Consider the following 24533-nt stretch of genomic DNA (forward strand, 5'->3'; position numbering starts at 1 on the left):
TTTCATCGACTATTTTGAATTAATAATTGGCTGAATCTGATTAATAAATACCATTGTTTTAATCTGGTCTTTATTTGAACGTTTTTTAGTAATTTCAAGCTCTAAATTAATTTCGTAAATGGAATCTATCACAGGATCACCGATTATCTTTGATTTATTAGAAATTCTTATCCCGCTATTTTGGACATTATATTTTTCATTTTTAAAATAAATGTAAGTAATATTGTTTTCGGTTTTAAATCCTAGAGGTTCTAAAGTCTGTATACATGAATTGTTAATAATCCACGTACCATCTTCCGTCTTCTTACATTTAGATGAATCGTTTGTGATTTCTATATATTGATTGCCTGTATTCCGAACAATATGATTTTGGTTTGTTGAATAAAGGGTTTTAATAAATTTGCTAATGATGAGATCAGCTTCATCTCTAAGTTTAGTTTCTTGTTGAATATTTTTATTTGTTTCAATTGTTTTAATAAGCATTGAAAATACCAGAGTTGAAATAATTGCTAGAATAACAATCGTTGCTAGTAACTCTAGTAATGTTAAACCATCTTGCTTCTTTATATATTTATTCAATAGAAACATATCCTTCCGAGGAGCCTTTTGTTTTTTCATTAGGAGAAGTTATTGTGACTACTACTTTTATTAAATTTAATTCCTGCTCGGTAAAATTAGAATTTGTATATTTTTTGTTCTTATCACTGTATTGACTAGGACTATAGGTAATTTTATAAGACTTATCGTTTACTTTTATTGTGGTATCCATATTTTTGAAATAATCATTTAAGTTGTTAGATGATAGTTTAGGAAGGGACTCAGATTTGACCTTAGCTAATACTGCATCTGCTAAATTAACAGTCACTAATTTTTCATTGTTTAATGCTGCCGTTTTATTGGTAGATATAAAAATTTGAGCAAAGCTTAATAAAATAATTGATATTAATACTAACGATGCCACGACTTCGATTAACGTAAATCCTCGCTGTGATTTTATCCTTTTCATAGACTCACCTCGATTATAGAGTGATTTATCCAAAAATTCCGTAATGTTACAAATTGATAGGTACATTAAACCTAAGTATATAGGTTGAAAACCACATTTACAATATAGTGAAATGATTGAAATTACACACTTTTGTTACAGAATGTTTGAAAACAATACAATTTTTAGGTTAAAAGATGTGTTCAAATGTATTATCTTTGTAGTATCATAAAATGGTAGATATATAGTAATGATTACAAGTGATAGAATAGACATTTAATTTTTCAATAATTTTACAAAGGTCGTGAGGCTATGAAATTACATTTAAAGTTAGGTGCGATACTAATAGGTTTAGTAGTTCTTTTAGCTATTTGGCTTCCTAATATAATCATTGAACAAGCGCTAGCAAAAGGTGATGGGTCTACGATTGGAGGCGTGTTAGTCAAAAATTTAGAAGATGAAGCAATAGAAGTAGCCTTGCAAGAAGCGATTAATGTTTGGCAGGATACGCCAATTACACTTGAAGGTGCAGGTGTGACAACTTCACTAGATCCTAACTTATTAGTATTTGACGTGGCGAGTTCGGTAGCCGAATACCGTAGTTTAACGAACAAGCCATGGTTTGCTTTTTGGGAAGGGAAGAGAACGGTTCATATTCCGCTACATGTAGTTGAGGACAATCAGCTGAAACAACAGCTAGAATCTATGGGGGTCTGGGAGACTGAAACGACTTTAAATGCCGTAATATCGCAAGCATCTTATTTGAATAAACATAACATTGAAGCAACCGTTGCAGATACGACTTCGATGGAAGCAGAGCGCTTAGCTTTATCCATAGAGCAAATACCAACCAATGCTTTAGGCGTTTTAGCACTCGTAAATACGTTAAATGACACGATTATCGCTCCGAATGAGCCGTTCTCATTGTTAAATGCTCTAGGAGAAAAGTTTGAGGAAGCCAATAGTGAGGGCTTGAATTTTGTTGCTTCCTTAATTTATCATACTGCACTTCAAACGGAATTTGAGATTTTAGAGCGACATTCGCAAGAGAAAAAGATTGAATATTTACAACAAGGCTTGGATGCAGCAGTGAATCGCGTAATCAATAAAGATTTGCAATTTATCAATAATGGCAATCAACCGAGTAAGTTAAAACTTATGATTGAAAATGACGCTTTAAAAGTAGAATTGCTTGCTCAAAGCAAAGAAAAAGACATTACAGTCCGCGTAAGTAAAGATAAAATCATCCAGCCAAGAATCATTACTCGTTATTCCAAAGATTTAGCGATTGGTCAAGAAGAGGTTATACAAAATGGAGAAGAAGGTGTGCGGGTCGAAGTGTATCGATCTATATTAGAAAACGGTAGTACAAGGGAAGAGTTGGTGAGCCGCGATTACTACGCACCGATTAATAAAATTGTCGTGCAATCGTCAAGACAACCTGCCGTAAGTGCAGGAGTAAGCACTGCAAATGATACCGATTTACAGCTTGATTTAGATGGGGATGGCTTAGCAGATTCACCAGCACAACCTTTAAATAAAACAGCTAATAATAGCAGTCCGACGAATACAGGTGAGTCTTCAAGTGCAACAACGCCAGCTACTACAAATGATCCAGAAATTGTTTATGGTTACTACGATAAAGGTGGGAATTTTGTACAAACAAGTCCGTAATGAGAGGAGCATATGCAGATGGCTATAAGAACTGGGCGAAAGCGTTTAGGGGATTTACTAGTTGAATCGGGAGTTATTACGAAAGAGCAGCTAGAGTATGCTCTTTCAACTAAAACGAAAGATGAAAAGTTAGGCGATTTTCTTATTAAAGAAAATATTTTAACGGAGCAACAATTAATTGAAGTACTTGAGTTTCAATTAGGCATTCCTCATATTCATTTAAATCAATACTCAATTAGCCCGGATTTACTGCAACTTGTACCGGCAGAGCTAGCAAAGCGTGCCAATATTATTCCAATTCGGCGTGAGAAAAACAAACTATTTATCGCGATGGCAGACCCGATGGACTATTTTGCAATTGAAGAGGTTCGCATGGCGACAGGCTGTCAAATCGAAACGAGTATTGCTGCAAAAGATGATTTATATCGAACACTTACGAAATATTATGATTTACAAGAATCAATGGAAGCAGCATTGCAAGATATTGGGGCAACAGCTGTAGAAACACAAGTAGAAATTGAACGTGAAGATTCTCCAATTGTACGTCTTGTTAATCAAATTATCGCAAATGGTGTTGCTCAGCGTGCGAGTGATATTCACTTTGATCCTCAGGAAACCGATTTGCGGGTTCGTTATCGTGTAGACGGTGTGTTAAGAACGGAACGCTCTTTGCCTAAACATATGCAAAATATTGTATTAGCGCGTATTAAAATTATGGGTAATTTAAATATTACAGAAAACCGTATTCCACAAGATGGACGTATTAAAACAAATGTCAATTTCAAGCCGGTAGATATTCGGCTTTCTACACTCCCTACTGTTTATGGAGAAAAAGTCGTCATGCGTATTTTGGATTTAAGTAATGTGGCGAATTCAATAGATCAGCTTGGATTTACGGAACGTAATGAAGCGTTTTTCCGCAATATGATTGCACATCCAAATGGCATTATGCTAATTACAGGCCCTACAGGTTCAGGGAAATCTTCCACGCTTTATGCAGCTTTAAGTAACTTAAATGAAGAAGGCGTGAACATTATAACCGTAGAAGATCCTGTTGAATATCAACTCGATGGCATCAATCAAATTCAAGTAAAAGAAGAAGTAGGATTAACGTTTGCAACGGGTTTACGTTCTATTTTGCGACAAGACCCGGATATTGTGATGATTGGTGAAATAAGGGATTTTGAAACAGCGCAAATTGCAGTGAGAGCTTCATTAACAGGACATTTAGTATTAAGTACGTTGCATACAAACAGTGCAGTGGAGTCCATTTCTCGTTTGCAGGATATGGGGATTGAACCATTTTTACTATCGTCTTCGTTAGTCGGCATTATGGCCCAACGTTTAGTACGGAAAGTTTGTAGAGATTGTGGAGAGACCTACACATTTACAAAGCATGAATTAGAAATCATGCTACAAAATGGCATAGAAGGCGTAACACATGGCAGACGTGGACGGGGTTGTCCTTCATGCAATCAAACTGGATATCGTGGGCGAATGGCCATCCATGAAATATTACCGATTGATCGAACGATTAAAGAGATGATTTTAAATCGTAGTGGTGATAGTGCTATTCGCGACTATATGAAACAAGAAGGCTATTACACGTTACTAGTAGATGGGTTGTTAAAAGTAGTAGATGGACAAACGACAACTTCAGAAGTATTACGTGTAGCCAATGTAGACTAGGATGTGAACCGTATGATGACAACATCGCGAACTATTGAAGAACTTTTGACACGTTCATTTGAGGAAAAGGCTTCAGACTTACATTTAACAATGGGGATTCCACCTGTATACCGCATTCATGGTCAGTTGGAGCATTATGGGAATAAACCACTTACCTCCGAAGAATTAACAACAATGGTGGAAGCCATTTTGCCCGATCATAAACGTCAAGAATTTCATGACAAAGGTGAAACGGATTTTAACTATTCATTGCCCGGGAAATGTCGTTTCCGTGTCAATGCTTACCATCAACGTAATGAGGTGACAATTGCCGCACGTTTAATTGAAGCAAAGATTCCATCGATTGAATCGTTAAATATGCCACAAGTATTGTATCAGTTAGCTGAAAAACCACAGGGGCTAATTTTAGTAACCGGCCCAACCGGTTCAGGGAAATCGACTACACTAGCAGCGATGATTGACTATATTAATGAAACAAAATCTAAGCACATTATTACACTTGAAGACCCTATTGAGTATTTACATACCCATAAAAAATCGGTCATCAATCAACGTGAAGTAGGCGTGGATACACAAAGCTTTGCGAATGGTTTACGTGCTGCACTACGACAAGACCCTGACATAATTTTAGTTGGGGAGATGCGTGACTATGAAACAATTTCAACAGCGATTACAGCTGCAGAGACGGGTCACTTAGTAATGGCGACATTGCATACAAGTAGTGCGCCAACAACGATCGATCGAATTATCGACGTCTTCCCACCCCATCAGCAAGGACAAATTCGTGTGCAGTTAGCCAATGTATTGGTAGGCATAATATCGCAACGATTATTTATTCGAAAAGATGCAAAGGGGCGCATTGCAGCAACGGAAATATTAGTACAGGCACCGGCAATCGCTAACTTAATTCGAAATGAAAAGGTTCATCAAATTCCAAGTGTCATGCAGACAAGTCGTGCACTCGGTATGCATACATTGGAATCCTCCATGCAGCAGCTAATCTCTATGGGAAAAATTTCTTTAGAGGATGCAAGGCCTTTTATGAATGCGGGTGACTATCAGTGACCGTTTTTCGCTACAGCGGACGTACTAAAACTGGTACACAAAAAAAGGGCATTATTGATGCGATAAATAAAAAGGCAGCGCTTGAAAAATTACGTGCGCAAGGTATTAATGCCCGAGAGCTAGAAGAATCGAAAAGCCTTTTGCATAAAGAATTAAACTTCGGTGGTAAAGTGAAGCATCAGGATTTCGTTATATATTGTCGGCAATATGCAACGCTCATCCGTGCTGGTGTGTCAATCGTTGAAGCCACACATATTTTGGGCGCGCAAACGAAAAGTAAAGTGTTGAAAAAGGCGTTAGAGCAAGTTGAAGAAGATATTCGTAGTGGTACTTCATTTTCAGATGCCGCGGCCAAACATCCAAAGGTTTTTCCAGTGATGTTCGTCAATATGATGCGTTCTGGAGAGGCGACTGGCAATGTGGATGACACCTTAGAGCGACTAGCAGGTACGTTAGAAAAGCAATTTAAAATAAAGAAAAAAGTACAATCGGCACTAACTTATCCAGCGATTTTGTCAGTGCTGACAGTAGCGGTAGGAATGTTTTTAATGATTTTTATCGTGCCAACATTTATGGCGACGTTCGAGGATATGGATTTAGAAATGCCACTATTAACCGTTATTGTCGTCAGTGTGTCCGATTGGTTAGTTGAATTCTGGTATATAGTGATTGGCATTTTATTGATGACCGTCATTTTATTTAGGTATTTTTACAATCATAATAAGGTTTTTCATTACAATGTGAATTATGCGGTACTACGAATCCCTGTATTTGGTGTTTTGTTGCAAAAAAATGTCATTGCACGAATGACAAGAACGCTATCATCCTTATTTAGTAGTGCAGTACCCATACTACAGGCGCTAACGATCGTGGAGAAAGTTGTAGGGAATCCAGTAATAGGGAAAGTTGTGCTAGAGGCACGAGACAATCTTGAAAAAGGTGGAACTTTATCGGAGCCTCTAGAAAAAAGCTGGCTGTTCCCACCGCTAGTAACGCAAATGACATCGATTGGTGAAACAACAGGTTCACTCGATTACATGTTAGAAAAAATAGCAGATTTCTATGAGGACGAGGTAGATCGCTCAGTCGATACATTAAAATCGCTGATTGAACCATTGATGATTCTAGTGTTAGCGGGCGTTGTAGGTGTGATTGTAGCGGCAATTTTCTTACCGATGTTCGCACTATACGAAAGTATGTAAATAAACAATTACTTAAAGGAGGTGATGTAAAAAAAGTTATCGTCGTTATGGGTGTCCGTGTTTTTGCACTAATTATATTAAATTATTAAAGGAGGAACATACCATGTTCAAAAAATTACTGAACAAAAAACTATTAAAAAATCAAAAAGGTTTAACATTGATTGAGTTATTGGCTGTTATCGTTATTCTAGCAATTGTTGCAGCTATTGCTATTCCGGCTATTGGGAATATTATTGATAATTCTCGCTATAATGCAGTAAAAGCTGATGCAATCAATGTATTAAATGCTGCACAATTATATTATACAGATAATCCAGGTGGTGAGTCAGATGCTACTGGAGATGCAGGTGCTGTAACAACTACTTCTATAACTGTTGCTCAATTGCAACATGCAAAATATTTGGAATCTAGAGGTAAAATTCCGTTAACTGCTACTGTTACATCAGGAAAACCACATGAACTTACGGGAGACTCTGAGCAAAAGGTGAATGGAAAAGTTGTAAAATTTACTAGTGCAACAATTGATGCTATTAATAATGATAAAGACAAGGGCTCTAAATTAAATAATGATAAAGTTATATCAAAACCAGCAACACCGTAACCCTCCCAACTCACTCAGAAGCGTAGTCAACATTGCGCTTCTGGTTGGGAAATGGATGGTTAAAACTTAACACTTTATTCAGGCAAAAGGAGGCATCTTTTCACATGTTTAAAAAGAAAAAGAATTCGCATGTGTCGATTGAAATCAAGGATTATGTTTTGCGTGCGCTTGTGGCAAAAGGTGCTGATCCATCACAGTGGAAGGGCTATGAGTTGCCGTTGTCGCAAGGAATAGTCGAAGATTCCATTATCCATGATGAAATGGTTTTCTTTGATTTAATGAAAAATAATGTCGCCAAGTGGGCAGGAAAAAAGCAAAATGCGCGTATTTTTGTACCAGATACATCTGTGTTGCTCAAAAGCTTTGAGCATCCACGTGATGTGGAGGTAAAAGAGTTAAGGAGCTATGCCGAGATGGAGCTAGGACAATCGATTCATCTTCCTTTTAATGAGCCACTTATAGATGTCTATGATCCAACCCCTCATGATGGGCAGGCTATGTTATTTGCAGCACCGTCAGAGGAAGTAAATAAAACGATAGGGTTGTTGCTCGATGTCTCGTTAGAACCTCAGGCTGCAGATATTCGTGCCCTGTGCAATATTCGCCTTTTAGATTACATGCAATTACTAGAAAATGATAGAACATATTTGATAGCAGATTGGTCGATAAATGAATTATCCATTAGTATTTATTCATATGGTCAACTAGAGTTTTTGCGCTATCAATCTTTTGAAACAAACTTAGCAAAATGGCAACCGAAAGAGCAGGAAGAATTTAACTACTCATTCCATTTAATCGATGAGCAAGATGGCTATCAATTGACACTCACGGATCAGATTCTAGAAATTGATCGTATTATGAACTTTTTTAAATTTTCGTTACATAAAGGTGAGAAAAGTGTAGATGATATTTTCCTTTTAGGCGATAACCCATTATTGCCTACGATTAATGAGTTTTTAAGTAATAATTTTACGCTACCTATCACTGTGTTAAATGACGCCATGGTGCAAAAATCATTCCCGCAATTTTCAGAGAAATTTGCGAGTCTAATAGGGCTAGCTTTGAAGGAGGTCCAATGATGGTTCCAGAAATAAACCTCTTACCGAATTTAGAAAAGCAAAAATCAGCACCTATCCTCGTATATATCGGCATTATTGCACTTGTAGGGATTGTAATAGCCTATATGATTTTTTTATATTTCCAAGCGAGAGGTGAAATAAAGCAATTAAATGCACAGGAAATCGAGCTAACATCCAAACAAACGCAATTACAAATAGAATTAGATGGTATACGCAATATGAATGCAGGAACGCTTGAGCAATCTGTGCAATTTGTCAATCATGTTTCTTATCCTGTGACACCGTTAATTGATGAGACACAAGCATTATTGCCGGAGCACACGTATTTACGAAACTATCAATTTGGTGAGGAAAACATCGAAATTACGGCTGATTTTGAAACGATGTCAGCTATTTCAAACTATCTTGATAAACTAAACGTTAGCCCCTATTTTACGGATGTACAAGTTGGGACAATTGAAAATTTTGATTTAGCAATAGGAGAGCAGAACGAAGTAAATGCACAAGATAAATATCAACAATTGCCTCGTTATTCGGTAACCATTTCGTTAGCAATTGACTTTATTTTTTTAGTTGGAGGTAGTGAATCATGACAAGTAGCAAAAACTCAGCGATTCTTTTGTTGACAGCATTTGTTGCAGCCCTGTTATTTGCACTCTATTACTATCTACTGACACCTAAACTGGAAGAGGTAGAAGCGAAGGAAAAGGACGTTAACGCACTGCAACAAGAAATTGTAGCGATTCAGGAGCAAATTACTACGATGGATACGGTGCAGCAATCACATGGTGCAAGCGTTTTAGCTTTGCGTAAAAAAGTGCCGCAAACGCGTGCTATCGAAGGTGTTATTCGCAATATCGAAGAAATTGAAGCGGTGACTGGAACACGGGTTGAAGCTGTAGAATTTAATCATTATGATTCACTTGTGCTAGACTCGACGATGATGGATCCAAACAGCCAAGATGTAAGTGAAACAGTGCAACAAACTACTGAAAACAGCAACCAATCAGAAGAAGCAGAGGTTGATAGCGTATTACCAACGACTACCATTGTCAAAGAGTCCTTACCAGCAGAGCTGAAATTAGTGACGTTTAGTATGGATGTTGCCGCTATTGATACGAAAGCTATGCTGGAATTTTTAAAGGAAATTGAAAAAATTGAACGTGTGATGAAAATTGACACTTTAGATATCACATTGACTGGGGAAGAGGACAATATTGTGGAAGATGCAGATTCTACTATTACCGCTACCGTCCAAGTAACAACGTTCTACTACGAGGGTGAACAATAAAGAAGGCGCGCATACTCCAACGTATGGGCGCTTGTTGGTTTAGGAGGCAATAAAAATGGATATGGCTTATACAATACTAATTTTCGTCTTTGGACTCGTTTTTGGATCGTTTTTTAATGTTGTCGGTTTACGTGTGCCGAAGAAGGAGTCGATTGTTTTTCCTCCTTCGCACTGTACGACCTGTCAGAGGCAATTAACGGCAATAGATTTAGTGCCGGTGCTGTCTTATTTATTTTTAGGTGGAAAATGTCGAGGGTGTGGGCAAAAAATTTCCTGGATTTATCCGCTAATGGAGCTGTTAACAGGGGGATTATTTGCTTTTTCCTATTGGCGAATCGGTTTTAGCCAAGAGTTTGTCGTCGCACTATTATTCATCTCTTTATTAATAATCATCGTGGTTTCAGATTTTGCCTATATGCTAATTCCTGATAAAGTGTTGTTTTTCTTTTTGCCATTATTAGCTTTAGGCAGAGTATTATCACCGTTAACGCCATGGTGGGATAGTATCGTAGGTGCTGTCGTAGGATTTAGCATATTATATGGTATCGCTGTCGTATCGCGTGGTGGAATGGGCGGTGGCGATATAAAATTATTCTTTTTACTTGGTCTTGTACTTGGGACGCTCCAGACGTTATTGACCTTATTTATCGCAGCGGTCATTGGTATGGTGGTAGGGATAGTCGTGCTTAAAGTACGGCAACAAGGTCGCAAAACGCCAGTTCCATTTGGACCATCGATTGCCTTAGCGGCAGTACTCGTGTATTTCTATGGCAATGTCTTAATAGATTGGTATGTAGGATTATGGTAGGGGGTATAGAAATGAAACCGATTATCGGTATAACAGCGTTTGCAGAAGATGATTTATCATCACGATTAAATGTAGCCTATAGCAAAAGTATCATAGAGGCTGGTGGTATCCCGCTGATTATTCCATTAGGGGTAGAGGAAGATGCAGCACAGGTTTTATCGCTGACAGACGGCTTATTATTATCTGGTGGACATGATGTTCATCCATTTGAATTTGGTGCAGAGCCATTACCGAAACTAGGACAGATTCACCCTGAACGAGATAAAGTGGAACTTGCGCTAATACATGCGGCGATTGCAAGGCATATGCCGATTTTTGGTATCTGTCGTGGTATGCAAATGCTCAATGTGGCGTTAGGGGGAACTTTATACCAAGATATTGATAGCGAATACCATAGTAGTAGGCTGTTAAAACATTCACAACAAGCGGCTCGTGGTGTTGCTACACATTATGTGCAAATAACAGATTCGTTGCTAAAAACGATTGTGGAGGAAGAAAAAATTGCAGTGAATTCCTTTCATCATCAAGCTGTCAATGTTTTGGCAGAAAAGTTCATGGTTGCAGCAAAATCGAGTGACGGTTTAATTGAGGCGGTTGTTCATGAGGAATTCCCATTTTGTCTAGCAGTTCAATGGCATCCAGAGGAACAAGCAATTGTAGGAGATCTAGCTGCACAGAAAATTTTTACAGCCTTCGTCAATGCGAGCTTGAAATATAAAAGAGAAGCATAATTATGCTTCTCTTTGTTGTTTGTATAAGTATGAGAATGCATTAATGTACACGGCGATATAAGCCAACTACCTGTCCTAAAATCGAAACTTGGTCTACAATAATCGGTTCCATTGTAGCGTTTTCTGGTTGTAAGCGGAAATGATTTTTTTCCTTGAAGAAACGTTTAACAGTGGCTTCATCTTCTTCCGTCATGGCAACGACAATATCTCCGTTATCAGCAGTTGCTTTTTGTTTGACGATCACGAGATCCCCATCAAAAATACCTGCTTCAATCATCGATTCTCCCATGATTTCTAACATAAATAGTTGATCTTCACTTGTGCCGTAAATATCCGGTAAAGGAAAATATTCATCGATATTTTCAATCGCGGTAATCGGTGAACCAGCTGTTACCTTCCCAACGAGTGGAACATGGATAACGCTTTGCTTTTGAATCGAATCTTCAGGCTCTAAAATTTCAATAGCACGTGGTTTAGTAGGATCTCGACGAATATAGCCCTTTTGTTCTAAACGAGCTAAATGGCCATGAACGGTTGAGCTTGATGCAAGTCCAACTGCTTCACCAATCTCACGTACAGATGGTGGATACCCTTTTGCGCGTACTTCTTCTTTAATAAACGCTAGTATGTCCTCTTGTCTTTTCGAAACTTTTTTCATGATTGCTCACCTCTTTTTTTTAGATCATTCTTCTTATTTGATAGTATAGCAGAATGCGAACACTTATGCAAACATAGGTTCGAAAAGTGTTTGACAAAAACATTTGTTCGTTTTATTATAAGAACATACATTCCGAACAAACATTCTGAAAAGGGGAAAAGATGAATGAATTGGTTTAAAAAAAATACACATATTTCTATTTTATTAGGCGCATTTTTACTTTTTGCAGGTTACCTTATTATTACTGATCCTGGAGACATTACTTACACTGAAATTTATATCGAACATGGCGATAGCTTATGGTCGTTAGCCGAACAATACCGTGGTAAAATGGGTACGGATGACTGGATAAAGCTTGTGAAAGCCGAGAACGAATTACATAGCGTGAAAATAGTTGCTGGAAAATCACTTGTTATACCAGTCGTGGGGGACAAAGCGTTACCCACCAATTCAATTGAAATTGCGAGAAGTGAAAAATGATGACTAAACAACGAACGGCTGTTATTTACTGCCGTGTTAGTACCGACAAAGAAACACAAAGTTCTTCGTTGGAGCGACAGCAAGAGGAATTGCTACGCTATGCGAAAGAACAAAACTATGAAGTGAAATGTATTTTTCAAGATAAGCATAGCGGCTATGATGTAGAACGCGAAGGATTGCTTGAAATGCTAGATTTCATTAAAGAAAAAGACATACAAGCCTTATTTGTGCAGGATGAAACACGTTTAGGACGTGGTAATGCACGAATGGCTGTACTCCATTTATTGCAAAAAACAGAGACAGATGTTTTTTCTATGCGTGATGCAGGGCCTTTACAATTAAATGAAATGGATACAATGTTGCTTGAAATATTAGCCATTGTTGAAGAATATCAACGTAAAATCCATAATGCCAAAATTCGTCGCGGTATGCGTCGTGCAGTAGAAAATGGCTATCGTCCTGAACAAAACTTGTCCAATCGCGGCAATCCGAACGGTCAGGAACGAAAAGAAGTGCCAATCGAAGAAATTGTGAAGCTGCGCAATCGGGGCTTTACATTTGAAGAAATAGCAATTACATTGAGAGGCCTTGGCTTTGATGTGAGTAAAGCAACAGTACATAGGCGCTATCAAGAACACCAAGAAAGATTAGCAGGCAATTAATTTGCACTGCTAATCTTTTTTTCTCGCCATTCTTCCTGCAAAATAGCGTAATAGTATTCATCCCACCAAGCGTCCCCATGCGGGATACATTTTTTAAAATATCCTTCACGTCGCATACCGATTTTTTCCATAACCCGATAGGAAGCAATATTTTCAGGTTGGCATGTGGCAATAATTCGATGAAGCTTCATTTCCGTGAAGCCATAATCTAAAAGGGCATGTGCTGCTTCTGATGCATAGCCTTTACGATAATACGAAGGATGTAACACCCAGCCAATTTCATATGTATGGTCGCCGAAGTATTGGTGGAATACTAGATGACCAATGACTTGGGGCTCTTCGCGTAAAACAATAGCAAAATGTTTGGCTTGCTCGCCGCTATTTTCTGTTATAAATGTTTGGACTTGCTGTTCAGTACAAACGCCCTCTGGCATATAGTGCATCACGGTCACATTGGACATATAGCTATAGACAGCCTGAAAGTCTTGTACTTCAAATTTGCGAATCAATAGTCGTTGTGTTGTAATATTCACCTTATTCCTCCAAATCATTTCTGTTATTATTAGTTATACAGCACTAACATCTGGAAGTCATGTAAATGATGGCTAACATGTGTTATTAAGGGTTGGTATAACTGCATTTTAAGGGAAAGCATGCTATACTTTGCATACTGAAGTAATAAAGGTATTGAAAGGTGTGTCACAATGTTATCAAAAGAAAAAATTAAACGAATTAATGAATTAGCAGCAAAAGCAAAAGCAGGCAATTTAACGGAGGAAGAAGCGAAAGAGCGTACTTCTCTTCGCAAAGAATATTTAGATACGTTTAGAGCTACAATGCGCGATACAATTGAAAATGTGAAAGTTGTCGATGAAGAAGGTAATGACGTTACACCTGAAAAGGTAAAACAAGCGAAAAAAAATAAATTTTTAAATTAATATGTCACAATTAATACAATGCTAAAACAAGTAGGTTTTATATTGTTATAGCTGTATAGTATTCGTCATTCGGTACTTTCATTTTAAAAAGCAAGTTACAGAATGATGATAAAGTATGTCATAAATCGCAAATAGTATAACAAAAGCATTGTTTTCTAAGACAATGTTGACTAAACTGTAGTAGAACAATATATAGGACGAGAAAGGATGTCACAACAAAATGACTCAACATGCGGATCAACTAGCGATTAATGCTATCCGAACATTGTCAATCGATGCAATTGAAAAAGCAAATTCAGGTCACCCAGGCTTACCAATGGGGGCAGCGCCAATGGCTTATACGCTTTGGACAAAACAACTTCGCCACAATCCGGCTAATCCAAAGTGGTATAACCGCGATCGTTTCGTACTTTCAGCAGGTCACGGCTCTATGCTTTTATATAGCCTACTTCACCTTGGCGGTTACGGCCTACCAATGGAAGAAATCCAAAACTTCCGTCAATGGGATTCATTAACTCCAGGTCATCCAGAATACGGTCATACTGTTGGGGTTGAGGCAACTACAGGTCCACTTGGTCAAGGGATTGCCATGTCAGTTGGTATGGCAATGGCAGAGCGTCATTTAGCTGCTACTTACAATAAACCAGGACATGATATTGTCGATCATTATACATTTGCGCTTTGCGGCGACGGCGACTTAATGGAAGGCGTTGCAGCTGAAGCCATCTCATTAGCAGGCCACTTAAAACTTGAAAAATTAATCGTATTATACGATTCAAACGATATTTCTTTAGATGGTGATTTAGAAAAATCATTCTCTGAAAACGTACAAAAACGTTTCGAGTCATATGGCTGGAACTATTTAAAAGTTGCTGACGGTACAGATGTAGAAGCTGTTAACCAAGCAATCGAAGAAGCAAAAAAATCTACTGGCAAGCCAACTTTAATTGAAGTGAAAACTGTCATCGGATTTGGTTCTCCAAATAAATCAGGTAAAGCAGATTCACACGGTGCGCCACTAGGTACGGATGAGGTTGTATTAACAAAAGCAGCGTATGAATGGGCACATGAGCCATTCCAAATTCCTGCTGAAGTATATGATACATTCAATGCAGCAGCTGAAGTACAAGGTGCACAGCCAGAAGCAGCTTGGAATGCAAAATTTGAAGCTTACAAAGCAGAGTTCCCTGAATTAGCAGCTCAATTCGAAGATGCGATGAATGGTAAGCTACCAGCAGATTTCGCAGCAGAATTGCCAGTATATGAAGCAGGTAAATCTGTCGCAACACGTTCATCTTCAGGTGAGGCAATCAACGCCATTGCAAAGAAAACTCCATCATTCTTCGGCGGTTCAGCTGACCTTGCTGGTTCAAATAAAACGACGATGAAGGGTGCAGGCGACTTCTCAGCAGACGATTATGCTGGTCGCAATATTTGGTTTGGTGTACGTGAATTCGCAATGGGCGCTGCTATGAACGGGATGGCTCTTCACGGCGGTCTAAACGTCTTTGGCGGAACATTCTTCGTATTCTCTGATTACGTTCGTCCTGCTGTACGTCTTTCTGCATTAATGGGTCTTCCTGTGACATATGTATTCACACATGACTCCATTGCTGTAGGGGAAGATGGTCCAACACATGAACCAATCGAACATTTAGCTTCATTACGTGCAATGCCAAACCTTTCTGTTGTTCGTCCAGCAGATGCGAACGAATCAGCCGTTGCATGGGAACTTGCTGTATCATCTGAAAAAACACCAACTGTATTAGTATTATCTCGTCAAAACTTACCAGTGCTTGACGCGTCAATCGAAACAGTTCGCGAAGGTGTGACAAAAGGAGCTTACACTGTATCACCTGCTTCAAAAGAAGTAGCAGATGCTATTTTAATTGCAACAGGTTCTGAAGTTTCACTGGCGATCGAAGCACAAAAAGCATTAAAAGCTGAAGATATTGATGTAGCAGTCGTATCTATGCCATCAATGGATCGCTTTGAAAAACAAGATGCAGCTTATAAAGAATCTGTTCTTCCAAAAGCTGTAACGAAACGTTTAGCAATCGAAATGGGCGCATCATTCGGTTGGCACAAATACACTGGCTTTGAAGGAGACGTTCTTGCAATCGACAAGTTCGGCGCTTCAGCACCAGGCGAAATCGTTATGGAAAAATACGGCTTCACTGTAGAAAATGTTGTAGCGAAAGTGAAAGCACTATAAGATTTAGCGTTAAAATACCGTTATACTGTAACTAAACAAAAAGTACATCACTTATATAGTGGTGTACTTTTTTTGTCCTAAAAATGATTGTACATATAGCTAATCTGTTTTTAAGAAATTTAACGTCCTAGCAGCTATTGTTATTTCAATATAAAATGTTCTTGTAAATAACTTACAAATTTCGGGTTTGTCAATTCGCTTTTTCTAGTACAAATAAATAAACTTTGTTTAATCTCTACATTTTTTATAAAGATAGGGGCCAATCTATTCGTTTCTATGCTGTTTGTTACGCTAAGAAGTGGGGCGAGGACAATACCATAGCCAGCTTCTACAGCCTTTAACGATTCAAATAAACCTTGCATCTGTAGGCCTATCTTAGGCAAAGGACTATTTTGTGCATAAAAAATAGCTTCTAATAAATCGCGTGTTGAACTTCCTTTTTCACGATAAATTAATTCTTCTTGGGATAACGCACTTAATGAGACAACTTGATTTGCTAATAGATGTGATGGATGTGCAACAAATACAAATTCGACCTCCATTAACTTTTCAAAATATAGCTCTTCATGCCCAATATTACTTTGAACAACAAATCCGAAATCAGCTTCGTAATGGCGAACTTTATCTTCAACTGATTTTACATTTCCAAGTGATACGAAAAATTCTACATTCGGATTCATTAGTTTGTAATTAGCGATGTATTCAGGTAGGACATAATTAATTGGAATGTACGAGGTTGCAATATGAATTTTTTCTTATTTGGCGACAAATAGTTTAAGCTTATCCTCAATTTGTGCTTCCAAGTGAAATAAGCGTAGTCCTTGTTCATAAACAAAGCGCCCTTCTTCTGTTAATTGAATGCCGCGTCCTTTACTTTCCGTTAGTTTCAAACCCAACTCTTTTTCTAAATTGCGAATTTGAATCGTCACAGCAGGTTGACTTAACAGTAAGTCATTTGCTGCAGCTGTTATACTCCCTAAATCTGCAACTTTTGTAAAAATTCTTAGTGCATGTAAGTTCATAGTTATCACCATATTATAAAAATTTTTTATGAATAGGAAAAAATTATATATTTGTTTTATGTAAATTATAACAGTAATTTAGAAAGGGAGGTGAGTGAATTGGCTATTCTAGTAAATGAATGGTTTTCAGTAGATGGACTGCTATTATGTTTTATCGGCGTAATAGCAGCGATGATTGGTGTTATGTTTGGGGCAGCAGGCTTTGTCTTACTCCCAGCCATGTTATTAGTAGGTGTACCTATTCATGCAACAGTAGCAGTGAATAAGTTTGCAACAGGTATTTCTTCGTTTACAAATGTCATTACATTATTATGTAGAAAGGAAATAGCCCTAAAAAAGATGGTGCCGTTTATGATGATGGCAAGTTTCGGGGGTATATCAGGTGCATTTTTAGCAACACGTTTGTCCGAACAAACCATGAATATGGTGGCCTGTTTTATTCTTGTTTTTTCCTTTTTTATGGTACTCAAACATAATAGAAAGTTAGGGATGGAAGTAGTAGGTGATCGGGAACATAAGCCATTGTTTATTACACCATTTTTCATCGGTATATATGATGGTGGTTTTGGACCGGGGTCTGCATTGATGAATAGTCTATATTTTTTGAAGAAGCACTATAGCTATCAAAAGGCTGTTGAATTAACACGTTTTGTGATGTTTTCTAGTTGTATGAGTGCATTTGTTTTTTATTTTCTTTTTGGCATTGTTCAATGGGGCATTGCTATTCCGGTTACGGTTGGTTCGATTTTGGGATCTCACTTAGGCATGAAGTTGGTGCCGTATATTCAAACGAAATGGCTTCAAATCACTATGCCTGCCATCTTCCTTATATTAATTGCACAAGTTGTTCGTGATTTATTATTCTAATAGATGGGTCATTTAAGAAGCAAAAGGATAGCTGAATCCTAATGTTTCAGTTACCCTTTAGATAGTTGGTGGTCATTCGCCACTATAAGTACTCGAATCGCCATAAACGTAAAATATTTTTATGACATTTAACAAATCTATACGAAGGTCAAAGAAATCATTGAGCGTATTTTCGCGGCACAAAGGAATAGTAGAACTAAAATCAAAAGCGATATCAATATTTTTTTCTTATTCTCAATCTTTTCAATATGATAATATTATTAAAAGGAATTTTATCATAAAGCATAAAAAAATGTAAAAGGTGATTTTAAATGATTAAAAATCTTTTTTCTCTCTTACTTTTTTTATTCTTATTAGTTGGATGTTCAAATAAAGAAGAAGTAAATATCGTTAAAAAACCTGAAATAAACAATATAGAAATTGGGCTTGTAGGAGAAATACCTACATTAATTAAAGAAAAAAATATAAAATTCAAAAAAATAACTTTGCAAGATTTACATAAAAAAAATGAAATGTCTTTTGATGCTATTATGATTACTAAAAATTATTTACAAGAAGCTTCCGATGAACAATATACTCAATTTTATTTAAATTCTTCTATACCTATAGTATTTGTTCAGTCTGACAAAGCTATTTCAGCTTTTATAATACCTAACCACACTTACGAAAATACATTTGAAAATCATGCTCAAGATTATTTTATCGGTTATTATAAAGGTACTACTTTTGGCGTTGCTTTGAATGGAGATACAAATGAGGATTTAATAAATGGTTACTGGAGTTTATTTGCTTTATTAGATAGAATAAAACAAACAAATAATTAACAAATATATTTATAAACGGCGACATTTAGACCGCAACGCTCTTATTGAGCGATGCGGATTTTTTGTTCTTTTCGATAATAGTAGATGGTAAATCGCTGATAGAACGAGGTAAATCGCTGATAGAACGAGGTAAATCGCTGATAGAACGAGGTAAATCGCTGATAGAACGAGGTAAATCGCTGATAGAACGAGGTAAATCGCTGATAGAACGAGGTAAATCGCTGATAGAACGAGGTAAATCGCTGATAGAACGAGGTGAATCGCTGATAGAACAAGGTAAATCGCTGATAGAACAAGGTGAATCGCCATTAAAACATGGCGAATCGCCACGAAACTACGGTGAATCGCCACTATCCCTCGGCGAACCGCCACGAAACTTCAGCAAATCGCCACAAACCCCCGGTGAATCGCCACTAACTTTGCTACTTAAAGAAGATTACTTCGCTAGACCATTTTGAAAGGCGTAGACTACTGCCTGTGTGCGATCTTGGACGCCTAGTTTTGCTAAAATATTGCTGACATGGGTTTTTACAGTTTTTAGGGCGATGTATAAGTCATCGGCGATTTCTTGATTGGCTTTGCCTTTTGCCATTAGTAATAATACTTCCATTTCACGCTCAGTTAATTGCTCGTAAAGTGGTGTATTCGTCCCGTAGCGCATACGGTGCATCATTTTAGACGTGACTTCTGGTTCTAGAACGGTTTCACCGCCCATTGTTTTACGAATGGCATCGGCAATTTGTTTGGCGTTAGACGTTTTTAAAATATAGCTAATCGCACCAGCCTCTAGGGCAGGATAAACTTTGTCATCATCTAAAAAGCTTGTAACCATCATGATTTTCGCCTCAGGCCACGCTTCTAATATTTTCACGGTCGCTTCTGCTCCAGTCATGACAGGCATAACATTGTCCATCAAAATAATATCGGGGCGAAGGGCGAGGGCACGTTCAACAGCCTCCGCGCCATTTTCCGCTTCCCCGACAACGGTAATATCAGGCTGTGCTGACAAGTAGGCAGATACGCCAATTCGTACCATCTCGTGGTCATCCACTATTAATACTTGGATCAACTTCAACAACCTCCTTTTGTAGTGGAACTTTTACTTCTACAATCGTACCTTCTCCAGGTACTGACACAATTTTATACTTACAACCAATTTCCACCGCGCGCTCGGCAATATTTTGTAAACCATAAGAGGTCGATTTATCCGCTTCTACATCAAAGCCAAGACCATTATCTTGAATACGTAATATCGCTAAATCGTCTCGGGCAACGAGAAGGAGTTCCACCTCTGTTGCTTTGGAATGGCGCAACGTATTCGATAAAGCTTCCTGCGCAATACGGAATAAATGGTCTTCCTCTGCCTTTGTTAAAGACATTTCTTCTAGCTCATATTCAATATGAAAATAAACTTTTTGTTGTAGCTCGATAATCAATTCCTCTAAGCCTTGTGCAAGTGTTTTATTGTGCAATGCCACAGGACGTAAATGCAATAGTAATGCACGCATTTCCAGCTGAGCCTGCTGAACAATTTTTTCGACTTGTTTTAAACTTTTCGCATTTTCATCGCTTTCTGTTAAGGCTGAAAGTAGCATCGAAGCGGCAAATAATTGCTGTGAAACCGAGTCATGGAGCTCACGTGCCAGACGTTGACGCTCGGCAATGATGCGCTCTTGAATGACTTTATCATTTGCTTCAGCCCGTTCATTGGAAAGGCGCTGCAAGCTTTTTCGTTGTGTATCAATTAACTCGCTCGTTTGTACAAGTGCTTTTTTTAATGGTTTCGGTAATGCTTGCTTTTTAGGTAGGACGAAATCAGGCTCAATTAATTCTTTTACAAAGTGGGTAGCCTGCGCCTCTCTTGCGCGAGCAGTCATACTAATCCAACTGGCAATGAATAAACTAAGCGCAAATAGACTAATTAGTATAACGCCGCCTAATGGGATATTGTCATAGTTTTGTTGCCATAAAGGTTGCCAAGTCTTTTCAGTAGGTTGGCCCCAGACAGCAAACAGCAGGCCGAATGCTGCACCAATGAATATGAAAAATAACGTAAATACTCTTGATAGATAGGCAATCATTTACGTAACACCTCCAAATCTCCTAGCCAAGTAGCAACATGAATGATGAGGGTACGTTTGGCATCTTCCGGGTTACCAACGGACACGACGATACTTTCATTCAGTAGTCGTTGGGGCCCACCTTGCAGACAAGTAAATTCGCCGAATAACGTTGTGTAATGTAAACGAAACGGAATTTCGTAAGGAACATAAATTTGCACTTTGCCAATGCCTTGTCGAATCGTAATAAGACTTGGGCCAGCAGGTAAAATCGTTTGAGTCGTATCAATCGTAATATCACCCGCAAGACGTTGAATTTGCACATCTTGCCATTTATAGGCGTCTTCAGGAGCAGGAATGGTGCCGAAAAGCTCATTTTTCGTTGCGAATAGCTTGTCGAATTCTACTGTCACGATTTTCGGTTCATTTTCTCGTTGTAAGTATTGATAGAGCATGTATAAGAGCAATAGTACGATAAAGAAGCGCAAACTCCACATCGTAAAGAGGGAGATGGCAATAAAGAAAATGCCTGACCATTTTAAAAATCGTTTATTTTTTGAAAAGCTTAAATAAAGCAGGACAGCGCCTATAAGTAAACAAAAAGCGCCACCATTATTGAAAATTGTGAGCTCTACAAAAACGAGTAAAAAGAAGCATAGCACCCAAAATGTAAGTTTGTTCGTTGTAAAGTTTTGCAAGAGGGTCACCCTTCTTTCTACTAAATTAATAACGAGCTTCTACCATCAACTTAATCGTTTGAGGTATGATCTCCGCATCAAGTGCATTTGGATAATGGGCAGAGTGCTCTAACGTGATAAATTGTTTACCATTTGGTGCATCTAGAAATTCATAGTATTGTTTGGCTAATTCATAATTTGTCTGTTTATCGTATTTCCCTTGAATAAAATAAACAGGGACATCAATCCGCTTTACAGAATTAAAAAAATCCGTCTCAATAATTTCCTTTTTCAGTTCGGTGCTTTTGATCAGGCTAAATTGTGGCCCTGAAATAAATGCCTTATATAAATCCTGTATAGAGTAATCTGGAGAAGTAAACGCACCTTTTATTAAACTAAAAACATTCACTTTTTTAATTGTCTCATCAAAATAATTCATACCCTTATATTGATTAATAAGATTACTAAATTGATCTTCATCCTCTGCTAGATAGGGTCCTTTTCCTAACTTCTTTAATAGTCGGAGTGTTTTCCTATCATCATTAGCAATGGCTTCATCCTTTAACCAATTATAACCAAGTTCTTGCCCTTTACTACTACTCGTTAGTTGAGATATGCCCATGTAGGCGTAAAATTTTTCTGGATACTTTGCGACTAATTGAGTGCCAATCACTGTACCAAATGATTGACCAATAACGAAGATTTTCTCTTGCTGATACGTTTCTCTAATATAATCAACGATAACATTGGCATCATCTGTGAATTGACGTAAGTTCATGGTTGTAAGCGATAACTCTTTGTTAAAACTTTTTCCTGAACCTCTTTGATCATAATACACAGCTACACAGTTATCGGTTATTTCCGGATATAATGTTCGTGCGCTGACGCCATATGGGAACGGCGAACCCGGCCCACCATGTAAAAATAAACAAAATGGTTTGTTTTTGTCTTGGCCTTCAACTAATAGAAACTGTCTGTCTCCATTGACATTTAATTCTTTTAGCTCGCTAATCCCACCATTGTCAATTAGTTCACTACTTTTTTGTTGAATGTGCTGTTGTGCGATAAAACGATAACCTAACAATACGATAGTCAAAAACATAAGTATAAGAAAAGTAAAAATACATATAGTAATCAATAGATTAAACCGTTTCCTTTTTTTATTCTTTGTCATTTATCATTATCCTTTATCTCTTTTTATTCCCCCTATATTCAAAGAAATGGGATGCTTCAATAAATGAGGCATCCCTTATTTCTTTCCATTATACCATGTTATTTCTTTTCAATGAGTAGGGGCGAAGTAGCTTCAGTAGTATTTTTTTCTAGTGCAGCTAGACGTGCCTCAAAAGTTGTGATTTCGTGATCTTTGTCGATACGATGAGCAAGCTTATCGATATAAGATTCTAAATCCTCGAAGTTGGCTTTGTTGTTGTTGGCAAGCATGCCGTCCATTTGATGGTGCGCACGCGTCACATTTTCTTTGCCCATTAGTTGTAATTGGCGAACTTTCATATCTTTAATTTTGTGCTTCATTGTTTCAAATTTACGTTCAAGCTCGAAGTATTCACGTGTGCTTGCCTCGATGCTTGCTTGTAATGTAAGGTTACGAGCTGTATAAGCTGCTACTTCGTCAGAGGCGAAATCGATTAAGTCTTGTTCACCGCTTGCCATCGCTAATTGCAGTTGCGCTTCACGTTTTGTTAATAATTCAGCATTTTGTTTAAGCTCAAGTTCCATTTTTTCTTTAAGCTTACCTTGGCGTTCTAATAATTTCCCCGTTTGTTCTGTTTGCTTTTCCGCCTCGCGAATGTATTGGTTTAACATAGCGATAGGATTTTTTTGTTCCTTTTTATCAAATAACTGATGTAAATCTGCCTCAATTGTATATCTAAAACGTTGTAATAAGTTCATCTTTTATTCGCTCCTTTTATTTTGTTAAATTTGACCATTCTTTTTCGAAGTTTGTAAACGGATCTTCTTCTTTCGCTTCCACTGTCGGAATTTTTACATCTTCGCCATTCCATTTTTTATAAATGACATAAATAATGGCGATTGCTGCAAGACCAATCATTGCTGGAATATTAGAGACAGCAGAAAGTACACCGATTACACCAACAGTAAACCAAATAATTTTGCCGAATGTTGATTTACTTTTCATGTAGAAGTGCATTCCTAGTGCAACAAGTACACCTGAAAATAATAGGCCCGTAATAGGCCCGATTAATGCAAGTGCGACACATGCTGCAATAATACCACCAGTGAATAACAGAAATTTTTTCATATTTTTAGCTCCTTTCGTTTGTACCTTTATGTTACCTGTTTGAAAGAGCATCTAAAACGGACTGGAAATGGATTTTCCTCTAGGTCTTGAGGCTGAGCTTTTTGTTATCAGCTGAAACTAGAAGGTTTTCGACAAAAATAGAAGATGGTCGCCTCCTTCGTTTGACAAATTAACAACTTCTAATCCGCTATACTAACGTTAAAGAAACTGAGCGAAGGGGGATTTCTGGTGAGAACCTATTCCATATATAAAATAAAAGAAGAGCATTTAACGTTTATTTTCGGCAGAGAGCGTAAGTTATTAGAAATGATGCAGGGCTGTGAAGATGCCAATGAGAAATCCTTAAAAGAACTCGCGTATATATGTGAAACTGTTCGCTTCGACGAAATTGCTACCATGTTAGAGGCACAGCTAGATTCTAAATATGCCCATTTAGAAAGAGCACGTAATGCTTTATTTTTAGAACATCCGATAAAAGGCAAGATGGCGATTTATTTAGTAGAGCGCAAAATCTGTGTCTATTGTGAAGGCTCGCGCATGCTTGATTTGGATTTATTCCAAATGCTAGCAAAAATGAGTGAGCGATTTATCGCTTTTAATAAACAAGATAATGAGTGTGGTTGGCTGAAGCCGATGAAGTATACAATGCACTAGGAATTTTCACTATAATATATAGTAACACGCTAGTATTTGGTGTATAATGGAGCGTGGAGAGTTTTTTTCT

Annotated in this window: 30 protein-coding genes; 18 read left to right on the forward strand and 12 right to left on the reverse strand. The window is 37.7% G+C overall.

What is annotated here, in order from left to right; all coding sequences use genetic code 11:
- Window positions 1-9: 9 nt before the first annotated feature.
- Both ACKVEV_RS01255 and ACKVEV_RS01260 read right to left on the reverse strand, forming a co-directional pair.
- Window positions 10-579 (reverse strand): type II secretion system protein J, encoded by a 570-nt coding sequence (locus ACKVEV_RS01255; protein ID WP_409368575.1) that lies wholly within the window; start codon window positions 577-579, stop codon window positions 10-12.
- Window positions 572-1006: a prepilin-type N-terminal cleavage/methylation domain-containing protein gene (locus tag ACKVEV_RS01260; RefSeq protein WP_409368576.1), complete on the reverse strand. Its 435-nt coding sequence runs from the start codon at window positions 1004-1006 to the stop codon at window positions 572-574. The genes ACKVEV_RS01255 and ACKVEV_RS01260 overlap by 8 nt, the downstream gene beginning before the upstream one ends.
- Window positions 1007-1297: 291 nt before the next feature.
- On the opposite strand from ACKVEV_RS01260, the gene ACKVEV_RS01265 reads away from it, so the two are divergent.
- The 10 genes from ACKVEV_RS01265 to ACKVEV_RS01310 all read left to right on the forward strand — a co-directional run bounded on the left by ACKVEV_RS01265 (window position 1298) and on the right by ACKVEV_RS01310 (window position 11125).
- The gene (locus ACKVEV_RS01265) at window positions 1298-2659 is read left to right on the forward strand and encodes a VanW family protein (protein WP_409368577.1); all 1362 of its coding nucleotides are present in this window, start codon (window positions 1298-1300) and stop codon (window positions 2657-2659) included.
- A gap of 18 nt (window positions 2660-2677) precedes the next feature.
- Window positions 2678-4348 carry a GspE/PulE family protein gene (locus tag ACKVEV_RS01270; RefSeq protein WP_409368578.1) on the forward strand — a complete coding sequence of 557 codons (1671 nt, stop codon included), beginning with the start codon at window positions 2678-2680 and terminating at the stop codon, window positions 4346-4348.
- A gap of 12 nt (window positions 4349-4360) precedes the next feature.
- The gene (locus ACKVEV_RS01275; protein ID WP_409368579.1) at window positions 4361-5413 is read left to right on the forward strand and encodes a type IV pilus twitching motility protein PilT; all 1053 of its coding nucleotides are present in this window, start codon (window positions 4361-4363) and stop codon (window positions 5411-5413) included.
- On the forward strand, window positions 5410-6615 hold the full coding sequence (locus tag ACKVEV_RS01280; RefSeq protein WP_409368580.1) for a type II secretion system F family protein: 1206 nt from the start codon (window positions 5410-5412) through the stop codon (window positions 6613-6615). Before ACKVEV_RS01275 ends, ACKVEV_RS01280 begins: the two co-directional genes overlap by 4 nt.
- A 103-nt stretch (window positions 6616-6718) precedes the next feature.
- Entirely contained in the window at window positions 6719-7216 is a 498-nt protein-coding gene (locus ACKVEV_RS01285) for a prepilin-type N-terminal cleavage/methylation domain-containing protein (RefSeq protein ID WP_409368581.1), read from the forward strand.
- A gap of 104 nt (window positions 7217-7320) precedes the next feature.
- Window positions 7321-8295 carry a type IV pilus biogenesis protein PilM gene (gene pilM, locus ACKVEV_RS01290; RefSeq protein WP_409368582.1) on the forward strand — a complete coding sequence of 325 codons (975 nt, stop codon included), beginning with the start codon at window positions 7321-7323 and terminating at the stop codon, window positions 8293-8295.
- Entirely contained in the window at window positions 8292-8888 is a 597-nt protein-coding gene (locus tag ACKVEV_RS01295) for a PilN domain-containing protein (protein WP_409368584.1), read from the forward strand. Before pilM ends, ACKVEV_RS01295 begins: the two co-directional genes overlap by 4 nt.
- A complete protein-coding gene (locus ACKVEV_RS01300) occupies window positions 8885-9586 on the forward strand; it encodes a potassium transporter (RefSeq protein ID WP_409368586.1) in 702 nt (233 codons plus the stop codon). The genes ACKVEV_RS01295 and ACKVEV_RS01300 overlap by 4 nt, the downstream gene beginning before the upstream one ends.
- Window positions 9587-9641: 55 nt before the next feature.
- Complete coding sequence (locus ACKVEV_RS01305; protein ID WP_409368588.1) at window positions 9642-10394, forward strand: prepilin peptidase; 753 nt, start codon at window positions 9642-9644, stop codon at window positions 10392-10394.
- Between the two features lie 11 nt (window positions 10395-10405).
- Window positions 10406-11125, forward strand: coding sequence for a gamma-glutamyl-gamma-aminobutyrate hydrolase family protein (locus ACKVEV_RS01310; protein ID WP_409368590.1), 720 nt, complete (start codon window positions 10406-10408; stop codon window positions 11123-11125).
- Between the two features lie 40 nt (window positions 11126-11165).
- On the opposite strand, the gene lexA is transcribed toward ACKVEV_RS01310, so the two are convergent.
- The gene (gene lexA / locus ACKVEV_RS01315) at window positions 11166-11783 is read right to left on the reverse strand and encodes a transcriptional repressor LexA (RefSeq protein WP_409368591.1); all 618 of its coding nucleotides are present in this window, start codon (window positions 11781-11783) and stop codon (window positions 11166-11168) included.
- Window positions 11784-11948: 165 nt separating this feature from the next.
- Here lexA and ACKVEV_RS01320 point away from each other — a divergent pair, with 165 nt between their 5' ends.
- Window positions 11949-12263, forward strand: a complete 315-nt coding sequence (locus ACKVEV_RS01320) for a LysM peptidoglycan-binding domain-containing protein (RefSeq protein ID WP_409368592.1) — start codon at window positions 11949-11951, stop codon at window positions 12261-12263.
- Window positions 12263-12925 carry a recombinase family protein gene (locus tag ACKVEV_RS01325; protein WP_409370475.1) on the forward strand — a complete coding sequence of 221 codons (663 nt, stop codon included), beginning with the start codon at window positions 12263-12265 and terminating at the stop codon, window positions 12923-12925. The genes ACKVEV_RS01320 and ACKVEV_RS01325 overlap by 1 nt, the downstream gene beginning before the upstream one ends.
- On the opposite strand, the gene ACKVEV_RS01330 is transcribed toward ACKVEV_RS01325, so the two are convergent.
- Window positions 12922-13458: a GNAT family N-acetyltransferase gene (locus ACKVEV_RS01330; protein WP_409368594.1), complete on the reverse strand. Its 537-nt coding sequence runs from the start codon at window positions 13456-13458 to the stop codon at window positions 12922-12924. The genes ACKVEV_RS01325 and ACKVEV_RS01330 overlap by 4 nt on opposite strands.
- 171 nt (window positions 13459-13629) lie before the next feature.
- On the opposite strand from ACKVEV_RS01330, the gene ACKVEV_RS01335 reads away from it, so the two are divergent.
- Window positions 13630-13863 (forward strand): DUF896 domain-containing protein, encoded by a 234-nt coding sequence (locus ACKVEV_RS01335; protein ID WP_402924214.1) that lies wholly within the window; start codon window positions 13630-13632, stop codon window positions 13861-13863.
- A 220-nt stretch (window positions 13864-14083) separates the two neighbouring features.
- A complete protein-coding gene (gene tkt / locus ACKVEV_RS01340) occupies window positions 14084-16078 on the forward strand; it encodes a transketolase (RefSeq protein WP_409368595.1) in 1995 nt (664 codons plus the stop codon).
- Window positions 16079-16218: 140 nt separating this feature from the next.
- Here the strand turns inward: tkt and ACKVEV_RS01345 are convergent, their stop codons facing one another.
- Together ACKVEV_RS01345 and ACKVEV_RS01350 are read right to left on the reverse strand one after the other, a co-directional pair.
- A complete protein-coding gene (locus tag ACKVEV_RS01345; protein ID WP_409370476.1) occupies window positions 16219-16827 on the reverse strand; it encodes a LysR substrate-binding domain-containing protein in 609 nt (202 codons plus the stop codon).
- Window positions 16828-16833: 6 nt separating this feature from the next.
- Window positions 16834-17100: a LysR family transcriptional regulator gene (locus ACKVEV_RS01350; RefSeq protein ID WP_409368596.1), complete on the reverse strand. Its 267-nt coding sequence runs from the start codon at window positions 17098-17100 to the stop codon at window positions 16834-16836.
- Between the two features lie 90 nt (window positions 17101-17190).
- Between ACKVEV_RS01350 and ACKVEV_RS01355 the strand changes: the two genes are divergently transcribed.
- The 3 genes from ACKVEV_RS01355 to ACKVEV_RS01365 all read left to right on the forward strand — a co-directional run bounded on the left by ACKVEV_RS01355 (window position 17191) and on the right by ACKVEV_RS01365 (window position 19249).
- Window positions 17191-17967 carry a sulfite exporter TauE/SafE family protein gene (locus tag ACKVEV_RS01355; protein WP_409370477.1) on the forward strand — a complete coding sequence of 259 codons (777 nt, stop codon included), beginning with the start codon at window positions 17191-17193 and terminating at the stop codon, window positions 17965-17967.
- A 311-nt stretch (window positions 17968-18278) separates the two neighbouring features.
- Window positions 18279-18791 (forward strand): hypothetical protein, encoded by a 513-nt coding sequence (locus tag ACKVEV_RS01360; protein ID WP_409368597.1) that lies wholly within the window; start codon window positions 18279-18281, stop codon window positions 18789-18791.
- Window positions 18792-18853: 62 nt separating this feature from the next.
- The gene (locus tag ACKVEV_RS01365) at window positions 18854-19249 is read left to right on the forward strand and encodes a hypothetical protein (RefSeq protein WP_409368598.1); all 396 of its coding nucleotides are present in this window, start codon (window positions 18854-18856) and stop codon (window positions 19247-19249) included.
- Here the strand turns inward: ACKVEV_RS01365 and ACKVEV_RS01370 are convergent.
- The 6 genes from ACKVEV_RS01370 to ACKVEV_RS01395 all read right to left on the reverse strand — a co-directional run bounded on the left by ACKVEV_RS01370 (window position 19228) and on the right by ACKVEV_RS01395 (window position 23809).
- Window positions 19228-19860 (reverse strand): response regulator, encoded by a 633-nt coding sequence (locus tag ACKVEV_RS01370; protein WP_409368599.1) that lies wholly within the window; start codon window positions 19858-19860, stop codon window positions 19228-19230. The two genes, ACKVEV_RS01365 and ACKVEV_RS01370, sit on opposite strands and share 22 nt — an antisense overlap.
- On the reverse strand, window positions 19835-20872 hold the full coding sequence (locus ACKVEV_RS01375; RefSeq protein WP_409368600.1) for a sensor histidine kinase: 1038 nt from the start codon (window positions 20870-20872) through the stop codon (window positions 19835-19837). The genes ACKVEV_RS01370 and ACKVEV_RS01375 overlap by 26 nt, the downstream gene beginning before the upstream one ends.
- Window positions 20869-21549: a cell wall-active antibiotics response protein LiaF gene (gene liaF, locus ACKVEV_RS01380; RefSeq protein ID WP_409368601.1), complete on the reverse strand. Its 681-nt coding sequence runs from the start codon at window positions 21547-21549 to the stop codon at window positions 20869-20871. Before liaF ends, ACKVEV_RS01375 begins: the two co-directional genes overlap by 4 nt.
- A 25-nt stretch (window positions 21550-21574) precedes the next feature.
- The gene (locus ACKVEV_RS01385; protein ID WP_409368602.1) at window positions 21575-22702 is read right to left on the reverse strand and encodes an alpha/beta fold hydrolase; all 1128 of its coding nucleotides are present in this window, start codon (window positions 22700-22702) and stop codon (window positions 21575-21577) included.
- A gap of 98 nt (window positions 22703-22800) precedes the next feature.
- A complete protein-coding gene (locus ACKVEV_RS01390; protein ID WP_409368603.1) occupies window positions 22801-23439 on the reverse strand; it encodes a PspA/IM30 family protein in 639 nt (212 codons plus the stop codon).
- Between the two features lie 16 nt (window positions 23440-23455).
- Window positions 23456-23809, reverse strand: coding sequence for an ABC transporter permease (locus ACKVEV_RS01395; protein ID WP_409368604.1), 354 nt, complete (start codon window positions 23807-23809; stop codon window positions 23456-23458).
- Window positions 23810-24037: 228 nt separating this feature from the next.
- Between ACKVEV_RS01395 and sirA the strand changes: the two genes are divergently transcribed.
- The gene (gene sirA / locus ACKVEV_RS01400) at window positions 24038-24463 is read left to right on the forward strand and encodes a sporulation inhibitor of replication protein SirA (RefSeq protein WP_053483154.1); all 426 of its coding nucleotides are present in this window, start codon (window positions 24038-24040) and stop codon (window positions 24461-24463) included.
- Window positions 24464-24533 lie beyond the last annotated feature (70 nt).

Origin of the sequence: Lysinibacillus sp. 38-6 (genome assembly GCF_046245175.1) — a bacterium.
Taxonomy (GTDB): Bacteria; Bacillota; Bacilli; order Bacillales_A; family Planococcaceae; genus Lysinibacillus.

Coding starts and splice junctions, on each gene's coding strand:
- ACKVEV_RS01260 (WP_409368576.1), bottom strand. CDS start 1,006: ATGAAAAGGATAAAATCACAGCGAGGATTTACGTTAATCGAAGTCGTG.
- ACKVEV_RS01265 (WP_409368577.1), top strand. CDS start 1,298: ATGAAATTACATTTAAAGTTAGGTGCGATACTAATAGGTTTAGTAGTT.
- ACKVEV_RS01270 (WP_409368578.1), top strand. CDS start 2,678: ATGGCTATAAGAACTGGGCGAAAGCGTTTAGGGGATTTACTAGTTGAA.
- ACKVEV_RS01275 (WP_409368579.1), top strand. CDS start 4,361: ATGATGACAACATCGCGAACTATTGAAGAACTTTTGACACGTTCATTT.
- ACKVEV_RS01285 (WP_409368581.1), top strand. CDS start 6,719: ATGTTCAAAAAATTACTGAACAAAAAACTATTAAAAAATCAAAAAGGT.
- pilM (WP_409368582.1), top strand. CDS start 7,321: ATGTTTAAAAAGAAAAAGAATTCGCATGTGTCGATTGAAATCAAGGAT.
- ACKVEV_RS01295 (WP_409368584.1), top strand. CDS start 8,292: ATGATGGTTCCAGAAATAAACCTCTTACCGAATTTAGAAAAGCAAAAA.
- ACKVEV_RS01300 (WP_409368586.1), top strand. CDS start 8,885: ATGACAAGTAGCAAAAACTCAGCGATTCTTTTGTTGACAGCATTTGTT.
- ACKVEV_RS01305 (WP_409368588.1), top strand. CDS start 9,642: ATGGATATGGCTTATACAATACTAATTTTCGTCTTTGGACTCGTTTTT.
- ACKVEV_RS01310 (WP_409368590.1), top strand. CDS start 10,406: ATGAAACCGATTATCGGTATAACAGCGTTTGCAGAAGATGATTTATCA.
- lexA (WP_409368591.1), bottom strand. CDS start 11,783: ATGAAAAAAGTTTCGAAAAGACAAGAGGACATACTAGCGTTTATTAAA.
- ACKVEV_RS01320 (WP_409368592.1), top strand. CDS start 11,949: ATGAATTGGTTTAAAAAAAATACACATATTTCTATTTTATTAGGCGCA.
- ACKVEV_RS01325 (WP_409370475.1), top strand. CDS start 12,263: ATGACTAAACAACGAACGGCTGTTATTTACTGCCGTGTTAGTACCGAC.
- ACKVEV_RS01335 (WP_402924214.1), top strand. CDS start 13,630: ATGTTATCAAAAGAAAAAATTAAACGAATTAATGAATTAGCAGCAAAA.
- tkt (WP_409368595.1), top strand. CDS start 14,084: ATGACTCAACATGCGGATCAACTAGCGATTAATGCTATCCGAACATTG.
- ACKVEV_RS01350 (WP_409368596.1), bottom strand. CDS start 17,100: ATGAACTTACATGCACTAAGAATTTTTACAAAAGTTGCAGATTTAGGG.
- ACKVEV_RS01360 (WP_409368597.1), top strand. CDS start 18,279: ATGATTAAAAATCTTTTTTCTCTCTTACTTTTTTTATTCTTATTAGTT.
- ACKVEV_RS01375 (WP_409368600.1), bottom strand. CDS start 20,872: ATGATTGCCTATCTATCAAGAGTATTTACGTTATTTTTCATATTCATT.
- ACKVEV_RS01385 (WP_409368602.1), bottom strand. CDS start 22,702: ATGACAAAGAATAAAAAAAGGAAACGGTTTAATCTATTGATTACTATA.
- ACKVEV_RS01390 (WP_409368603.1), bottom strand. CDS start 23,439: ATGAACTTATTACAACGTTTTAGATATACAATTGAGGCAGATTTACAT.
- ACKVEV_RS01395 (WP_409368604.1), bottom strand. CDS start 23,809: ATGAAAAAATTTCTGTTATTCACTGGTGGTATTATTGCAGCATGTGTC.